The sequence below is a fragment of the Bacillus sp. AFS055030 genome (assembly GCF_002574545.1).
In the GTDB taxonomy this organism is placed as follows: domain Bacteria; phylum Bacillota; class Bacilli; order Bacillales; family Bacillaceae_G; genus Gottfriedia.
In genome coordinates this window covers 32,332-48,921 of sequence record NZ_NUGT01000017.1, presented here as the reverse complement: position 1 = coordinate 48,921, position 16,590 = coordinate 32,332, and the positions used below count along the sequence as shown (strand labels likewise).

At 33.2% G+C, this 16,590-nt stretch carries 12 protein-coding genes and 1 riboswitch; of the genes, 2 read left to right on the top strand and 10 right to left on the bottom strand.

Annotation, left to right across the window (positions count from 1 at the left end; all coding sequences use genetic code 11):
- Positions 1-214 precede the first annotated feature (214 nt).
- Complete coding sequence (locus CN925_RS06865) at positions 215-1,549, top strand: APC family permease (protein WP_098845516.1); 1,335 nt, start codon at positions 215-217, stop codon at positions 1,547-1,549.
- A 76-nt stretch (positions 1,550-1,625) separates the two neighbouring features.
- Here CN925_RS06865 and CN925_RS06860 read toward each other — a convergent pair whose 3' ends face one another.
- A complete protein-coding gene (locus CN925_RS06860; RefSeq protein WP_098845515.1) occupies positions 1,626-2,927 on the bottom strand; it encodes an NCS2 family permease in 1,302 nt (433 codons plus the stop codon).
- 87 nt (positions 2,928-3,014) lie between these two features.
- Positions 3,015-3,116: riboswitch (purine riboswitch) on the bottom strand.
- Between the two features lie 193 nt (positions 3,117-3,309).
- On the opposite strand from CN925_RS06860, the gene rluF reads away from it, so the two are divergent.
- Positions 3,310-4,026: a 23S rRNA pseudouridine(2604) synthase RluF gene (gene rluF, locus CN925_RS06855; protein WP_098845514.1), complete on the top strand. Its 717-nt coding sequence runs from the start codon at positions 3,310-3,312 to the stop codon at positions 4,024-4,026.
- 180 nt (positions 4,027-4,206) lie between these two features.
- Here rluF and CN925_RS06850 read toward each other — a convergent pair whose 3' ends face one another.
- The 9 genes from CN925_RS06850 to CN925_RS06805 all read right to left on the bottom strand — a co-directional run bounded on the left by CN925_RS06850 (position 4,207) and on the right by CN925_RS06805 (position 16,566).
- On the bottom strand, positions 4,207-4,656 hold the full coding sequence (locus tag CN925_RS06850; protein ID WP_098845513.1) for a ferritin-like domain-containing protein: 450 nt from the start codon (positions 4,654-4,656) through the stop codon (positions 4,207-4,209).
- Between the two features lie 250 nt (positions 4,657-4,906).
- Entirely contained in the window at positions 4,907-6,070 is a 1,164-nt protein-coding gene (locus tag CN925_RS06840; protein WP_098845511.1) for a mannitol-1-phosphate 5-dehydrogenase, read from the bottom strand.
- 1 nt (position 6,071) lies between these two features.
- Positions 6,072-6,509, bottom strand: coding sequence for a PTS mannitol transporter subunit IIA (locus tag CN925_RS06835; RefSeq protein ID WP_098845510.1), 438 nt, complete (start codon positions 6,507-6,509; stop codon positions 6,072-6,074).
- 11 nt (positions 6,510-6,520) lie between these two features.
- Positions 6,521-8,623, bottom strand: a complete 2,103-nt coding sequence (locus tag CN925_RS06830; RefSeq protein ID WP_098845509.1) for a BglG family transcription antiterminator — start codon at positions 8,621-8,623, stop codon at positions 6,521-6,523.
- Between the two features lie 21 nt (positions 8,624-8,644).
- Positions 8,645-10,078: a PTS mannitol transporter subunit IIBC gene (locus tag CN925_RS06825; RefSeq protein ID WP_098845508.1), complete on the bottom strand. Its 1,434-nt coding sequence runs from the start codon at positions 10,076-10,078 to the stop codon at positions 8,645-8,647.
- 340 nt (positions 10,079-10,418) lie between these two features.
- Positions 10,419-11,612 (bottom strand): PDZ domain-containing protein, encoded by a 1,194-nt coding sequence (locus CN925_RS06820; protein WP_098845507.1) that lies wholly within the window; start codon positions 11,610-11,612, stop codon positions 10,419-10,421.
- Positions 11,613-11,863: 251 nt separating this feature from the next.
- Positions 11,864-13,297, bottom strand: coding sequence for a S41 family peptidase (locus CN925_RS06815; protein WP_098845506.1), 1,434 nt, complete (start codon positions 13,295-13,297; stop codon positions 11,864-11,866).
- A 178-nt stretch (positions 13,298-13,475) separates the two neighbouring features.
- Positions 13,476-14,939 carry a catalase gene (locus tag CN925_RS06810; protein ID WP_098845505.1) on the bottom strand — a complete coding sequence of 488 codons (1,464 nt, stop codon included), beginning with the start codon at positions 14,937-14,939 and terminating at the stop codon, positions 13,476-13,478.
- 250 nt (positions 14,940-15,189) lie between these two features.
- Positions 15,190-16,566 carry a murein hydrolase activator EnvC family protein gene (locus tag CN925_RS06805; protein ID WP_098845504.1) on the bottom strand — a complete coding sequence of 459 codons (1,377 nt, stop codon included), beginning with the start codon at positions 16,564-16,566 and terminating at the stop codon, positions 15,190-15,192.
- Positions 16,567-16,590 lie beyond the last annotated feature (24 nt).

Sequence of the window (16,590 nt, the reverse complement as noted above, 5' to 3'; positions counted from 1 at the left end):
GTTCGATATTTAAGACAAATAACCTTTTATCTATATGTTCTATAATTATTACGAATAAATAGTATGATCGATTCATCAGAAGTAAAAAGCCTGATCCACTATATGAAAAATACAAAGACATAAATTTAACTTTTCAGAAAAAAATAAATTAGAAAATTAATATGCTATAATTCTTCTAATTTTATAAATTATAGTCCTGGAAGGAGCGTTTAATGTGGGAAAAGAACTAAATTTAAAGAAAAATATTGGCTTTTTCGTATCAACGTCTTTAGTAATCGGTACAGTAATCGGTTCCGGAATCTTTATGAAACCTGGAATCGTACTGTCTTCAACTGCTAACTCTACTATGGCTCTTTTAGCGTGGATTATCGGTGGCGTTATTACACTAGCAAGTGGATTAACGATTGCTGAAGTAAGTGTAAAAATCCCTAGAACTGGTGGATTATATGCTTACATTGAAGAGGTTTATGGTGAGAAATGGGGATTTTTATGCGGTTGGGTACAAACCATTGTCTATGGACCAGCTGTTATGGGTGCTCTTAGTCTTTATTTTGGCTCTTTATTGGCAGATTTTTTCGGTTTTCAGGGAAGTAGCAAATTGATTGGTATTATCACAATTATATTGCTTGGTGGTCTAAATATATTAGGCACTCAACTTGGTGGATTTATTCAAACTATCTCTACTGCAGGAAAACTAGTTCCTATTATTTTAATTGCGGTTTTTGGTATTCTTCAAGGGGACGTATCAGTTTTTAATGCAGAGAGCGGTAGTTCTACTCATGCAATTAGTATGGGCGCAGCAGTATTAGCCACTTTATGGGCATATGACGGTTGGATGAATGTAGGTTTTATGGCAGGTGAAATGAAGAATCCTTCAAAGACTCTTCCTAGAGCAATTATTTCTGGTATTGTAATTGTTATTTTAGCTTATCTTTCTGTTAATATCGCAATGCTACATGTTTTATCTGCAAGTAAAATTGTTGAATTAGGTCCTAATGCAGCTACTGCGGCAGCTTCTTCACTATTTGGAAATATCGGTGGAAAAATTCTCGCCATCGGAATTTTAGTTTCTATTTTTGGCTGTTTAAATGGCAAAATTCTTACATTCCCAAGGGTTACATTTGCAATGGCAGAACGAAACTTCCTACCTGGTTCAAAAGTATTATCTAGTATTCACCCTAAATTTAATACGCCAGTAGGCTCAACAATTTTTCAAATTGTTTTAGCATTAGCAATGATGATATTCTGGAACCCAGATCGACTTTCTGATATGGCTATATTTGCAGTCTTTTTATTTTATGGACTAGCATTTAATGCGATCTTCATATTACGTAAAAAAGATAAAGGTGGAAATAAATTATATAAAGTACCTTTATACCCTATTACCCCGATTGTGGCAATTATAGGTACACTTTACATCATTGGTAGTACGATTATAAATGCACCATTAGATGCACTTGTGTCAATTGGTATTGCAATTGTTGGTTTACCTGTTTATTGGAAACTAAAGTCAACGATTACAAGCGATGAAAAATATAAAGCAAGTTAATAGATAATAAGATTTTAAAGTTAATAAAAAGCAGGTAAAAGAATTCACGATCATTTACCTGCTTTTATGTTTTCTATTATTTATGTGCAAAAAATAATAATTGAACTAAGAATAATACAGCAAATAAATAAACAAATGGATGCACGTCTTTAAATTTACGTTTTACGATTTTCATAATCGGATAAGAAATAAAGCCTAAAGCAATACCGTTTGCAATACTTGAAGTTAATGGCATGCTAACAATGACTAAAAATGCAGGGAATGCTTCTTCAAAATCATCCCATTTAATCTCCGAAATACTCTTAATCATAAAACAGCCAACGATAATTAAGCTAGGCGCAGTTATTGCAGCAACTTCTGATACAGAACCGATCATGGGGCTAAAAAATGCTGCAATTACGAATAGCACTACAACAGTTAATGATGTTAAACCAGTTTTCCCACCAGCACCAACACCAGCAGAGGATTCTACTGTTGCTGCAGTCGGACTTGTTCCTAGCATCGCACCAACAATTGTACCAATTGAATCAGCAGAGAATGCACTTCCTCCCTTTTCTAACTTATCATTTTTGATAAGACCTGCTTGTTTAACAATTGCTAGTAAAGCTCCTGTTGTATCGAATAACATAACAAGTAAGAATGAGAATATTACACTATAAAGTCCATACTCAATAATGTCTCTCACTGAATCAATTGGGTTGTATACTAAAATTCCTTTTGGTAAATGAGGCATAGCAACAAAGCCATTTGCAAAATTTAACTGACCGGTAAAATAGGCAATTACACCTGTCGTAATCATCCCTAGAAATAATGCTCCATTTAAGTTAAGTGCCATAAATACAATTGTTATTAGTAAACCGATCAATGTAAGTGCAACTTTAGGGGAACTAAAATCACCAAGTTGAACTAGATTAGTAGGATGATCTGCGACAATACCTGATAAACGCAAACCAATAAAGGTGATAAATAAACCAATTCCAGCAGCAATTGCATGCTTTAGGTTAGCAGGAATTGCTTGAATCAATTTTGTTCGGAAAGATGTTAAAGAAAGTAGTAAAAATAAAAGTCCAGTAATAAAAACAGCAGAAAAACCTACTGAATATGGAAGATTATGTCCTCCAATTACAGAATAAGTAAAATAGGCATTTAACCCCATAGCAGGTGCAATAACGATTGGATAATTAGCTATTAATGACATTGTTAAAGTGCCAATAATTGTAGCTAAAATAGTAGCTAAAAACGCCTGGTTAAATGGTACACCCGCATCTTTTAAAATCATAGGATTAACAATAATGATGTAAGCCAATGTTAAGAATGTAGTTAAACCGGCTAAAACTTCAATTTTAAATGAAGTTTTTCGTTCTTTAAGTTGAAACATGTAACGACTCCTTTATTATACTAAAATAAAAAAACTACCCACTTTTCAGGAGAAAAAGCAGGCAGTTTTACATTGTAAAGAAAACAAAAATCCAGAGCTCTTCCTCATAGTCTAGCAGTTTACGGATGCTAGGTAGAAACTCTTGAACCATATTTCCAAGTTTATATGAGAAAATATTAATATATTTTTCCATCATACGACCTACCTTACAGTCTGTCAACAAAAACATTATTGTTATATAATTTAGAAAATATTATAATGAATGTGGATAAAATAGTAGTAAATAACAATTGTGTAAAGGTACCTTTAGGAAAAGTCGAATGGTATTCTCATTAAAATGCTATATATGTTATTCTGAAACTATAATTTAGAATTTAAGGGGTTGTTTAACATTCGTTTAAATAAATTTATAAGTGAGTCTGGAAAGGCTTCGAGACGTGGAGCGGATAAGTTAATTAGTGAAGGAAGAGTAAAATTAAATGGTAGAGTAGCAAAAGTCGGCGATCAAGTTGAACCTGGTGATGAAGTAATTGTAAATGGTGAACATATTAGACTAGCTCGAAATCATGTTTATATAGCCTTAAACAAGCCAGTAGGTATTACAAGTACTACTGAAAAAGGTGTTAAAGGGAATATTGTTGATCTTGTAAACCACCCCTTACGTATCTTTAATATTGGAAGACTTGATAAGGATTCTGAAGGCTTGATTCTCCTTACAAATGATGGAGATATCGTAAATGAAATTTTACGTGCTGAAAATAGGCATGAAAAAGAATATATCGTATCAGTCGATAAACCAATAACTTCTGACTTTTTAACCAAAATGTCTGAAGGGGTAAAAATATTAGGTACGAAAACTTTACCATGTGAAGTGAAACAACTTTCAAAATATGATTTCCAAATCATTTTAACACAAGGTTTAAACCGTCAAATTCGTCGTATGTGTGAGGCGCTTGGATATGAAGTCTATCGATTACAAAGAACTAGAATTATGAATATTCATCTAGGTAATCTACCAATTGGTCAATGGAGAGACTTATCTAAGAAAGAAAAAACTCAGTTATTTAGAGAATTAAATTACGAACCAAATGAATGGTAAATAAAAAAATCTGATTCAATTTTAATTGAATCAGTCTTTTTTTGCCCAAAGAACTGTTGAATTGAATTTCATTAACCTAATTAGCATGATATTGTATGTCTAGTTTACTTTAAACTTTTATGATTTTCATTCATCAACCAAAAAAAGCACTACTTCTAGTAATGCTTTTCCATCGAATTCTTATATATTTTTTATCATATAGTATAAAAACCAATTTGCATGAATACCATCTTCAATGGCTGCACGATAAAAGACATTTTTAATCGTTTGATTCGTTGTACTATCAGCAATTTTTAAATAAAAACGACTATCGTATTGTTCTCCGATAAATGAGCCCTCAATACCTTGTTTAAAGGTCTTAGCACATACTTGAGTAATACTTCCTGTATAGGTTCTTCCAGTTAAAATTCGATAAATTTGCTGGAACGCTTGATAATGTCGAACATCATCTTCCCGAATTTCATTAATTACTTTCTTTGTAGCATCGTTAGGCGCTTGGCTGACTAACTCTGCATAGCAATTGATTGCATTATATTTTAAGTTAATTGCTTTCTCAATATCTCTTTCTAACTCTGTATCCATCTGTCTATAATAATCAAAATAATAATTTGAATTTTGATAAGAATACATACCTTCCCCTCCTCTTTATTCCATAATACTGTATGCATAAATGGAGATTTGAGTGTTTGTCTAGATTAAGACAGAGTAGTGTTTAGAAAAAAGTAAGGGAAAGATTTTCTGTTTTTTTATTCTCTTTATTTTTCTCTCAAAACTAACAGGATGAAAAAGCAATTCAAAGTGGGGATAATAGCTAAAAGGGACTGATCCATTTGAATCTGTCCCTTTTAATGATTTTAGAAAATCTATCATTCCAGTAAAATTAATGTACAAGTAAGTCCTTCTCTAACTGATTGTATTCATCAACAATTAAACTAATTAAGTCATTCGAGTCTGATAATTCTGAATATTTAACGAGCAACTCTTCTACAGAATGATCCTGTAGGAATCTTTGTAGTGCAACGGCTTCATGATCATCATTATTTTTATAAAATAGAGCAACTGCAATCGCTTTAACTAAATAGTTAGGCGTTATCCCAAAGTTTATTAACTCCCTTGCTGGCTTAATAAAACGGTCATTAGCTCCTAATTTACGGATTGGAGAACGAGCCACTCGAGTTAATTCATCTGAAATGAATTCATTATCAAATCTACCGATTATTTTTTTAATATAAGTACTATGTTCATCTAAATCAAAGTTATATTTTTTAACTAATAACTTACCTGTTTCGTCTAAAATAGAACTAACAGTATCTCTAATATTCTCATCAGAAATTGCTTCTTTAATTGTTTTATATCCGTAGAAATTCCCTAAATATGCAGTCGCTGCGTGGCCAGTGTTTACAGTAAATAATTTCCTTTCAATATAAGGAAGTAAATTCTCTACATAAGTCACACCATTAATTACTGGAACTTCACCTATCATTTTTGATTGATCTATTACCCACTCATAAAATGGTTCTACTGCTACTAATAATTTATCTTCATGATTTTGAATTGGAACGATTCGATCAACTGCAGCATCCGGAAAACTGACCGACTGTTCAGTTTTTTTCTTCTGAGATAATGTCATGTTCAAATAAACTTCTTCTCTTAAAAAAGTACTTCCACCTATCATATTTTCACATGCTATTATATTTAACGCTTTATCTGATTTCTCAATCCTTTCAATTAAACCGTCGGCAAGTAGCTTTGCTATTTTAGGAAGAATAGAAGGACCTACTGCAGTTGTTATAATATCTGCCTGTGAGATTACTTTTGCTACTTCCTGGGGATCTTTCAGACTGTTAATCCCTCTAACATTTGTTATCTTTATTTTTTCTTGGGTATGATCTGCCAACATGACAGTATATGATTTCTTCTCATTTAGTTCATTAATAATCTCTTCATTTACATCAACAAAGCAAATCTCATATCCTGCCTTGTGTAATAATTGTCCTATAAATCCTCTTCCAATGTTTCCTGCGCCAAAATGTACAGCTAACATCTTACTCCTCCTCGCTAAACATTAAAATTAGTTCCTCTTTTGATGTGGCCGCAACTAATTTATGTACATTTTCTTCTTCTGAACAAAGGATCGCAATTTGGGATAATAGCTCAAGATGCTCATTATCTTTGCCCGCAATACCGAATACAATCTTTACAATATTTCCGTTCCCAAAGTCTACTCCGTTAGGAATTTGAAGAATCGAAATCCCAGATGAGATTACCTCTTGTTTAGACTCCTCAGTGCCATGTGGAATCGCAATAAAATTACCCATATAAGTTGTTAAGGACTCTTCTCTTTCAATCATTTTTTCAATATAATTTTCCTTTACATAACCGTTACTTACTAAAAGATTCCCTGCTAAACGAATAGCTTCATCTTTTGTTTTCACATCTACATTTAATAAAACATTTTCTGTTGGTAATACTGTTTGAATCATTATCCAATACCTCAATTCTTAAATCTTTTTTGTAAATTTTCATATAATGCATAGCTTAATTTGTTATATATATCTGTATAGTTAGTAGATGTAAAAATCCGTGTTGATTCTTCATCTTCAATAATTGTTGAACTAATTGTGCTCAACACCTCTAATTGACCCGTTTGCAGATCAACTGGAGCTAATAATAAAAGTAATGTATTGATTTTTATTGACGAATTGTCCATTGCTTTGACTACCAATGGCTCATGAAGCAAAAAGGATAAAAACACTGGTTTCATAACATATTCTGAACGACAATGATAAAGAGCTATGCTAGTACCTGGTATCCCTAAGCCACCCTTCTTTTCTCTTTCCGCCAATTGATTAGTCACTTCAAAATAATCACCTATTAATCCTCTACTATTTGCCTGTTTGCATACTTCCAATAATAAAACGGAACTAGTTGGAATAAATGGTAATGAAATTGTTTCAAATGTATTCAAAATATGAAGTACAGTTTCTGAGTACTGATGAACTACTTCAAAATTTTGTTTAATGCATTCAGGCGTTGCAGGCTTCACCTGCTTTTTTGACTTTTTATTATGGAGCTTTCTTAATAGAGCTGCTTCCGTTGTAAGTGAATTACGTTTTATTTCATGGCGAATCTGCTCAGCCTCTTTCTTTGGCAATAAAGGGTTTACGGTAATATATTTTTTCGAAAATCCCGGCATTTCAACCGTAGATAAAATAATGTCAAATTGGTCAATTTGAATATTTCTTAAATTTGCTAACGATGATACTTCGATATCAGTTATTTCTTTAATTTCTTTCTTAATTCGACTCGCTAGCATTTTAGAAGAACCGATTCCACTTGAACATAATACAAGCGCTCTAACCACTTTACTGTTATCATAGATTACTTGAGATGAGGCAAAATGTAAGACAAGATAAGCTATTTCTTCAGTTGGAAACACAATCGATGGAAAAGCTTCAATTAATCCTTCATGAATGATTCTAAAAAGTGCAGGGTAATCCTCTTGAATTTGACCTGCCAAAGGATTATTTGCATCTAGCTTTTTTTGAATTCGATAGATTGCTGGTTCAATATGGGTTATTAATCCTTCAAATAAGGCTTTATCTTCATCAAAATTTAGTTCAAGTTCTTTAGATACATAATTGATTAACTTTTTTGAGCCTACAATAATTTCTGTACTACTCTCTTCTAACCAATCATTTTTCTCTTGTCGCTGCCTTGCACCTAATAAATGCATCGTAATATACCCTATTTCAGCATTTGGAATATGAACTTTAAACACTTCTTCTAATTCCATGACGATCTGACTTGCGATATTAAATTCCTTAGAGGTTCTTAATTCCTCAAGAACCTCTTGATCCATTTGTATGACCTCGCCCTGAATAATTCTTTCTATGGCTAAAGATATGTGAATCGTAAATGTCATAAACGCACTATCAGCTAGAGAATAAGGCAATTGTTGTTCAATATCTCGAATCATTTTTCCGATCATGGTGAGTTTTTCTAGTTTTATTATTTCTACTAATCCATTTGAGAACCGATCCCTAGACTCATACTCATCTTCCACTACAGATAAAAACTCGTATTCATTTAATTGCTGTGCAATTAGATGTCCTAGTGCTTTTCTTTTTTTTCGTTCAGAGCCTAGTAAAGCAATGCCAAACCCTTTCTTTCTAATTAGATCTAAGTCAAAGTCCTTTAACCATTCTTCTACTTTATTTAAATCATTACTAACTGTAGCAACGGTAACTTGTAACTCTTTTGCTAGTGAGCTTAGTTTAATAGATTCTGGTTCTTTTAATAAGGAACATAAAATTAACTCTTGTCTTTCTTTTTGAGTAAACTCTTGTGCACTTTTTAATATTGAAATTTGAAGCTCATTTTTTTGCTCAGGTGTCCCTTCAAGATACATTCCAACACCTAATACCTTTTTAAAAGAAAGATTGTGTGCAGAGGCAATACTTTCGACTCCCTTTAATTCCCGTTGCACAGTTCGACTACTAACATTTAAGTTCTCTGCAATCTCTTGAACATTGATTCCATCCGGATGATCCAACAATAAATTAATGATTTCTCTTTCTCTTGCTGATATATACATATATACCTCTTTAAATTTTAATTATTTTATTAAAGAATTCACTAATTCATCATACTTTGGACTATTTAAGAAGTTTTCTACTGAGATATGAACTGCATTCGGTACTTTTGCTTTCGCCCGATCAGTTAAATCTTTATGAGTTATGACAACATCTACATCATTTGGTAAATTATTAATTGCTACATTTGTAACCTCTAATTCTATCCCCGCTGTTTTTACCTTTTTGCGTAATATTGATGCTCCCATGGCACTTGATCCCATACCAGCATCACAAGCAAAAATGATCTTCTTCACTTCTTTATCAATACCAATTGAACTAGCTACTTCTTTTTCAGTCTGTAATAGACTAGCTACTTTACTTTCTTTTCCTTTTAAGTCTTGTGTTTTTTGAGCTGCTCTTTCTAAATCTTCATCAGATGCAACTGACTTAGATGATTTCAGAATTGCAGCTGAAACTATAAATGAAACGGCTGTTGCAACAAATACTCCCGCAAGAATTGGTAAGTAACCACCTTTTGGTGCCATTGCTAGAATGGCAATTATACTTCCCGGTGAAGCTGCTGCTACTAGACCTGCATCTAATATATTAAAAGTAAATGTACCAGCTACACCACCAACGATAACCGAAACAATTAATAAAGGTCTCATTAAGATATATGGGAAATAAATTTCATGAATCCCACCCAAGAAATGGATAATTACTGCTCCTGGAGCTGTTTGTTTAGCTGTACCTTTGCCAAATATCGTATAGGCTAATAGTACGCCTAAGCCCGGCCCTGGATTAGCTTCAAGTAAGAATAGAAGTGACTTTCCAGCTGATTTTGCTTGCTCTAGTCCAATTGGACTCAAAATTCCATGGTTAATAGCATTGTTTAAAAATAAGATTTTTGCCGGTTCGATAAATATGTTAGCCAATGGAATGACATTTGCTCTTACCATCAGATCAACGCCATTCGCTAATGCTTCTGTTAGTGTTGATACAACTGGATTAATACCTATTAAGCCAATTACTGCCAAAACTGCTCCTAAAATACCCGCTGAGAAATTATTAACTAACATCTCAAATCCTGACTTAACTTTTCCTTGTATAGCTTGGTCAAATTTCTTAATCACCAAACCGCCAAGTGGTCCCATAATCATTGCACCAAGGAACATCGGCATCTCTGCACCAACAATTACCCCCATTGTTGCAATTGCACCAATAACTCCACCTCGAACGTCATGAACCATTCTTCCACCAGTAAAACCAATTAGCAATGGTAATAAATAAGTAATCATTGGACCTACTAATACCGCTAACTTAGCATTAGGTATCCATCCAGTAGGTATAAATAGTGCTGTTATTAATCCCCATGCAATAAAAGCACCAATGTTTGGCATTACCATACCGCTTAGAAAGCTACCAAACCGTTGAATTTTTACTTTTATATGATTGTTCCTATCTGTATTCAAAATCTTACCTCCCTTTTGTAGCTTATATTCAAATGATAAAACGCTTACAGTTTCAATACAATGAAATGAATATTCGTATTTGTCACTTACTGATGTGACAAAATTTAAAAGGGCTAAACTATCTTTAACTATAGTCTCTTCTTATTAATAGAATGATAGATTTCACCTACCTGGGCAATAGGTCTCTAAACTCACCTAAAAATACAACATAATACCTACGAGAACACCAATACATAAGCCTCATAAACTGACATAAACAATAGAAAAAAGGAACATACCCAATTGATGAATATGTTCCTTCTAATTTTATATTGTAAGAATGAAAGCTTCCAACTTACTACCCTTATCCGACCTGTCCACTATATTTTGATTCTTCTTCTGGGAATAAAAATCCTAACTCATGGTGTTCACCTTCATAAACAGAAGATTGAGTTATACGTATCTCAGAATTAAAATCAACTACTTCTAATTTGCAGTACGCACGATTAATTTGTAGTGCCTCGTAAAACTCATTAACAGTAGAGACATTTTGTCCATTTACCTTTGTAATGCTTTCGCCTACTTTTATATTCATTTTATCCGCAACAGAGTTAGGTAAAATTCCTAAAACAATTAGGCCAGTTGATTTTACTGTAAAGTAAGATGGTGTATTAATATCTTTACTTTTATGGATGTAGTTTATAGCTTCGCGTCCCACTACTGCAATTGCTACAGCTATAAATGCAACAAAACCAATAAAATAACTTAAAATTCCGCCTACGCTAACTATCATTGCTAAAGTCACAATTTGTTTACCAACAACCTTAATTGATTCCTTTGGTAGCATTCCTTGAATTAATTGATAAAATCCAATTCCAAAAGGTACACAAAGAATTGAATACCCACTATCACCTAATGCTAGTGAAGGCCACCATGAATAGTCACTAACGATTGAACCACTTGGTATTAATAAAAATAATGGCACCATCCATAATCTATTTGACTCATGTGCCCCTACTCTTTTTCCACGTTTACTCTCAATAAATAAAGGAGTTGTATGATTTGCAGCATTACGCTGAACCAAAATCCCTTCGGCTAGTAAAAGTAAAGCCAATAGAATTGTTATAGCAGGGAGCATCGCATTCAGATCATTTGGTATAAAATTTTTCAAAAAAGGTACTGAATCTTGCCCTCTATTTAGTAATGGAAGAGCAACTAATGCTAGTCCAAATAGATAAGCAGGAGACATCCATCTGAATTGTAATATTAGTGCACAAATAATCGTTAATACACTTAGTAAATAAACCATTTCAACCGGGATGCTAATTCCAACTACCAATGTGATAACTGAGAGAATTAATCCAATCATTAATCCATGCCATAGTGAAGTTTTCCATTCGAACGTTACATTAAAATTTCGCACTGAAAAATGCTTTCGTTCTCGTTTTACGCGTAAATTACCACAGAAAATTGATGCGATAAAAAATATATAAGTAAATGGATTTAAAAATAGCTTACCTAATCCAACTAATAGTTCAGATAATAAATTTGACCACATAACATTCACCACCTTTTTTATATAATAGATTGATATACTTATGTTATCGGTTTATTGATGTTTTTTCAAAGAGAATATACTACAAAGCAATAAAAAAAGCACACTTCTCCATAAAGTGTACTTTCGACATACTAAGTTAAAACTCCTGCACGGATTGTAATTTCAAATCTATTTCCCGGGAATTATGTCAAATGGAGACGAAATAAATCGATACAAAGAGGACAATACAAAATTGTCCTCTTTGTACTATATTATTGAGCTACCATATCTAAAGCCTTTTCTAACTGCAGATCATTCTTTTCATCTTTAATTTTACCAATTAACGATGATTCAAGTTTTTCTGAAGTTAGGGGATCAATCTTACCATTAACAGTAATCCCAACAGCTTTTTGATAGTTTTTAACTGCAGTCTCTGTTTGCTTGCTAAAATATCCATCTTTACGGCCTGGGTCGTATCCTAAACCTTTTAACATGATTTGTGCTTGTTTAATATTTTCATCATTGTCATCGAATTTAAATGTTTTCTTTTTATCAATTGGTGTAGCGTAGAAGTAATCAGGTTGTTTCACAGCAACATCTGGTTTAATACCTTTTTTGTGAATCCAAGTACCATCTGGAGTTAACCATTTAAATTGAGTTAACTTAATATTACTACCATCTTTGAAATCTAATGTAGATTGGACAGTACCTTTACCATAAGATTTTTCCCCAATTAATTCATAATCTCCCGCTTCACTTAATGCTGCTGCTAAAATTTCAGCCGCAGATGCACTTCCTTTATCAATTAATACATCAATTGGATATGGTTTCGCTTTATTTAATTTAGTATAATACTTTTCACGTTGTCCATTTCTATTTTCAACCTGTAAATAAGGCTCACTTTTTACAACTAATTCTTCTAAAACGCCTTCTACAGCTTGTAAGTAACCACCAGGATTTCCTCGAACGTCAATTGTTAAACCTTGGATGTTTTGATCCTCTAGCTTTTTCAATTCTTTCTTAAACTCGTCAGCTGTTTTTTCATTAAATGAGGTAATATGAATATAACCAATTTTTTCGTTCTTTACGTTTTTCACTGAACTAAATACTGTATACATTGGTATATCATCACGTTTAATTGTAAATTTAATTGGGTCCGGAACTCCAGGGCGTTTTATTTCAATCGTTACATTTGTTCCTTTTTTACCACGGATTTTTAGCACTGCATCATATTGTGATAAACCTTTTACACTCTTACCATCGACCGATAAAATTTCATCCTTTGGTTTTATACCAGCTTTTTCCGCAGGTGAATTCTTAATTGGGGATACAATAATTAGTTTTTCACCATCTTTAGAAACTTCCGCACCGATTCCTTGGAAAGATGAACCTAGTGATTCATGGAATTGTTTAGCCGTCTTTCCATCCATATAAGTAGAAAACGGATCATCTAAAGTTGTTACCATACCTTGGATTGCACCTTCAGTTAATTTATCCGGATCAATCTTTTTCACATACTGATTTGCAATAATTTCGTAAGCCTTTTGTATTTTAGCAATATTTTCATCTTCAGAAGCTTTTACTTCTTTACTCTCAGAGAATTTTGAAACAATTGTACTTGTACCATCATTAAATGCAAATGTACCTACCCCCATACCAACAACAAATGTGGCTGTTGCAAGTAGCGCCGTCGTTTTACGATTCATACAGAACCTCCTATTTTTCGTTCCTTAAGAACGTACAAATCTATTAAATAGTGTATGTATTTGAAAAAGCATCACACAGATGTGCGATGCCATTTCTGTTCTATTATATGATAAGCCTGTATCACTTATGTTTGCAAGTAGAACACGATTTAATAAATTTTTATTTGAAGAGTTTAATTTATTTAGGCAAATGTTGTAAGTATGGTGTTAAATTAATACCTAATTTACTTGCAAGTCTCTCACCTAATTTTGTATCTGCACGATAGAAGTTACAAACTGCACGAAGCTGAATTTTTTCATCTACATCTGCTAGATCAGCACTAATATTTTTAACAACAGCATCTTGTTCCGTTTTACTGTATCTATTCCACACTTCTTTTGCTTGGCCGAAATCATTTGTTTTTTCTATTTTTTTGCGCTCAGAAACACCACTTAATGGCTGAGCTACTTCAACATAATTTGTATCCTCTTTCGGCGTATCGGAGTAGCTATTTGGTTCGAAATTAATTTGATGTGTTTGCTGACCAAAAGGCATATGACCATCTCTTTGACCATTTGCTACTTTTGCAAAAGGACAGTTAATTGGAAGTTGCATATAATTTGCCCCAATACGATATCTTTGTGTATCTGAATAAGAGAATAATCTTCCTTGTAGTAACTTATCCTCAGATGGTAATATACCTGGAACTAACACGCCAGGATTAAATCCAACTGATTCAGTCTCTGCAAATACATTTTCAGGGTTACGATTAAGAATCATCGTTCCAACAAATTGTCGAGGAATTACATCTTCAAACCAATCTTTTGTAGCGTCTAATGGATCAAAGTCGAAATCCTCCATATCTGCTGGATTTAATACTTGAACATATAAGTCCCACTCTGGGAAATCCCCATTTTCAATCGAATCGTATAAATCTCGGCTTGCATGATTAAAATCTTTGCCCTGAATCTCACTAGCTTCTTCCATTGATAGATTTTCAATTCCTTGCTTAGGTACCCAACGAAGTTTTATGTAAACAGTATTACCATATTCATTTACCCATTTATATGCGTGAACACTTGAACCTCTCATTTGACGATAGTTCGCTGGAATACCTTCATCAGAATATAGATGTACTAACATATTTGTTGACTCAGGTGTTAAAGACATGAAATCCCAATATCTGTTAGGTGTTTGTAAATTAGTCCTTGGATCCGGCTTTAATGCATGAACCATATCAGGGAATTTCATTGCATCCCGTATAAAAAATACCGGAAGATTATTACCTACAAAATCATAGTTCCCATCTTCTGTATAGAATTTTACAGCGAATCCTCGAGGATCACGTAATGTTTCAGGAGAATGTAAACCATGAATAACTGTTGAAAAACGAGCAAAAACTGGTGTTTCTGTTCCGGCTTCTTGTAAAAACTTAGCTTTTGTATATTTTTTCATACTATTTTTTGTTATGAAAACACCGTGTGCACCAGCTCCACGTGCATGGACAACCCGTTCAGGTACTCTTTCACGATCAAAATGAGCTAGTTTTTCAATTAATTGATAATCCTCTAATAAAGTTGGACCTCTACGTCCCGCTGTAAGTGAATTTTGATTATCTCCAATTGGCACGCCTTGATTTGTTGTTAATCGGTTATTTGTCATATCATCTCTCCTTAATTAGAATAATTATAATCTAGTAATAATTATATAGTAATCTAACTTATAATGAAAATCAATATCAAATTATAATTATTATAATCTAGAAGTTTGATCGAGCATAATTTTCACATAATACTGTAGGTAGAACTACTTAGTTATAAAAGTAATTACGATTCCACAATTAGCGCTTCTTCAATTTATTAAATAGCAAAAAAAACCTATCCTAAAATTGTAGGATAGGTTTTTAAGTAAACTAAAAATTAATATAACTCATAGGATTTACTGCGTTTGATTTAGCGTAATTCCATTCACCTTTATGTAATTCAAAGTGTAAATGTTGTCCAGTAGAATGACCTGTATTTCCCATATAACCAATTTTCATACCTTTTGAAACAGTTTGTCCAGTTGATACATTAAAACTAGCTAAATGAGCATATACGGTCGTCCAAACTTGACCATTAATGTTATGTGTAATAAATACACAATTACCATAAGATGATGAAACATAAGCACGAATTACAACCCCATCACCTGCCGCTACAACTGGTACACTACCCGCTGAGGCGATATCGACTCCTTCATGGAACTCTCCACCTTCAAATGAACGTTGTCCAAATCCAGAAGAGACATAGCCGTTTGCTGGTCTTGTGAAATTACCACTTGAAACAGTTGGTGTGTTTTCAGAACTACTAGTACTATCTGAGTTACTAGCATTAACTGAACTACTAGAGCTTCCAGATCCATTTGAATGATTTGTACTAGTAGATGGCTTTTTGCTTTTTGCAGCAGCTTCAGCTTCAGCCTTACGTTTAGCCTCTGCTTTTTGTCTTGCTTCAGCCGCAGCTCTTTCAGCAGCTTGTTTTTTAGCGATTTCTAGCGCTTTTTGCATTGCAGCCTGCTGACTTGCTAGTAATTGATCTTGTTCCGTTAAATCTAAAACATCTTCATGAGCTTCACTTTCTTTAGCTTTTAATGAAGCCATTAATTCGTTCTTTTCGCTAACCTGACTTGCAAGTTGATTATTTAAACTCTTTAAGTTCGCTAAATCTCTTTCGATTTTTGCTTGCTTTTTAGTCAAATCATCTTTTTTAGCACTTACTTCTTTTAAGTCCAAGTTTTGCTGATTAATAATGTCTTCGTCGGCCTTCATAATAGTTTGTACAGCATTCATTCTTTGAATTAAATCTCCGAAACTATTAGCACCTAAAATGACATCAATATAAGATACCATGCCGCCAGCTTTTTGAAGAGAACGCATACGATTTTTCAACAATTCTTCACGCGATTTAATACGTTCTTCAATAAACTTAATTTCTTCTTTAAGTTTTGAAATTTGCTTTTTCCCATCACTAACTGCATCTTCAGTTTGGCTTACTTTTTGCTTAGTCAGTTTCATCTGAGCATCAAGTTTTTTAAGTTCCGCAACGACTTCTTGCTGATCATGCTTTATATCAGCAATTTTATTTTTTGTTGCATCCGTCTTATCCTTAACCTCACTACGCTTCTTTATAATGCGATCAATTTCAGACTGGTATTTACTTTCAGCAAAAGAAACGGATGGGATGGCACCGATGATGAAAGTACTGCATAACATAATCGTTATTACTTTCGATGATTTTCTCTTATTCATCTAAGATCCCTCCTTATATGTATA

What these genes read in the sequence shown, in the direction of transcription:
- CN925_RS06820 (WP_098845507.1), bottom strand. Translation starts at nt 11,612, where the DNA reads ATGTGGTCAAATTTATTATCTGAACTATTAGTTGGATTAGGTAAGCTA.
- CN925_RS06810 (WP_098845505.1), bottom strand. Translation starts at nt 14,939, where the DNA reads ATGACAAATAACCGATTAACAACAAATCAAGGCGTGCCAATTGGAGAT.
- CN925_RS06840 (WP_098845511.1), bottom strand. Translation starts at nt 6,070, where the DNA reads ATGTTAGCTGTACATTTTGGCGCAGGAAACATTGGAAGAGGATTTATA.
- CN925_RS06860 (WP_098845515.1), bottom strand. Translation starts at nt 2,927, where the DNA reads ATGTTTCAACTTAAAGAACGAAAAACTTCATTTAAAATTGAAGTTTTA.
- CN925_RS06815 (WP_098845506.1), bottom strand. Translation starts at nt 13,297, where the DNA reads ATGAATCGTAAAACGACGGCGCTACTTGCAACAGCCACATTTGTTGTT.
- CN925_RS06805 (WP_098845504.1), bottom strand. Translation starts at nt 16,566, where the DNA reads ATGAATAAGAGAAAATCATCGAAAGTAATAACGATTATGTTATGCAGT.
- CN925_RS06835 (WP_098845510.1), bottom strand. Translation starts at nt 6,509, where the DNA reads ATGATTCAAACAGTATTACCAACAGAAAATGTTTTATTAAATGTAGAT.
- CN925_RS06850 (WP_098845513.1), bottom strand. Translation starts at nt 4,656, where the DNA reads ATGTATTCTTATCAAAATTCAAATTATTATTTTGATTATTATAGACAG.
- CN925_RS06830 (WP_098845509.1), bottom strand. Translation starts at nt 8,623, where the DNA reads ATGTATATATCAGCAAGAGAAAGAGAAATCATTAATTTATTGTTGGAT.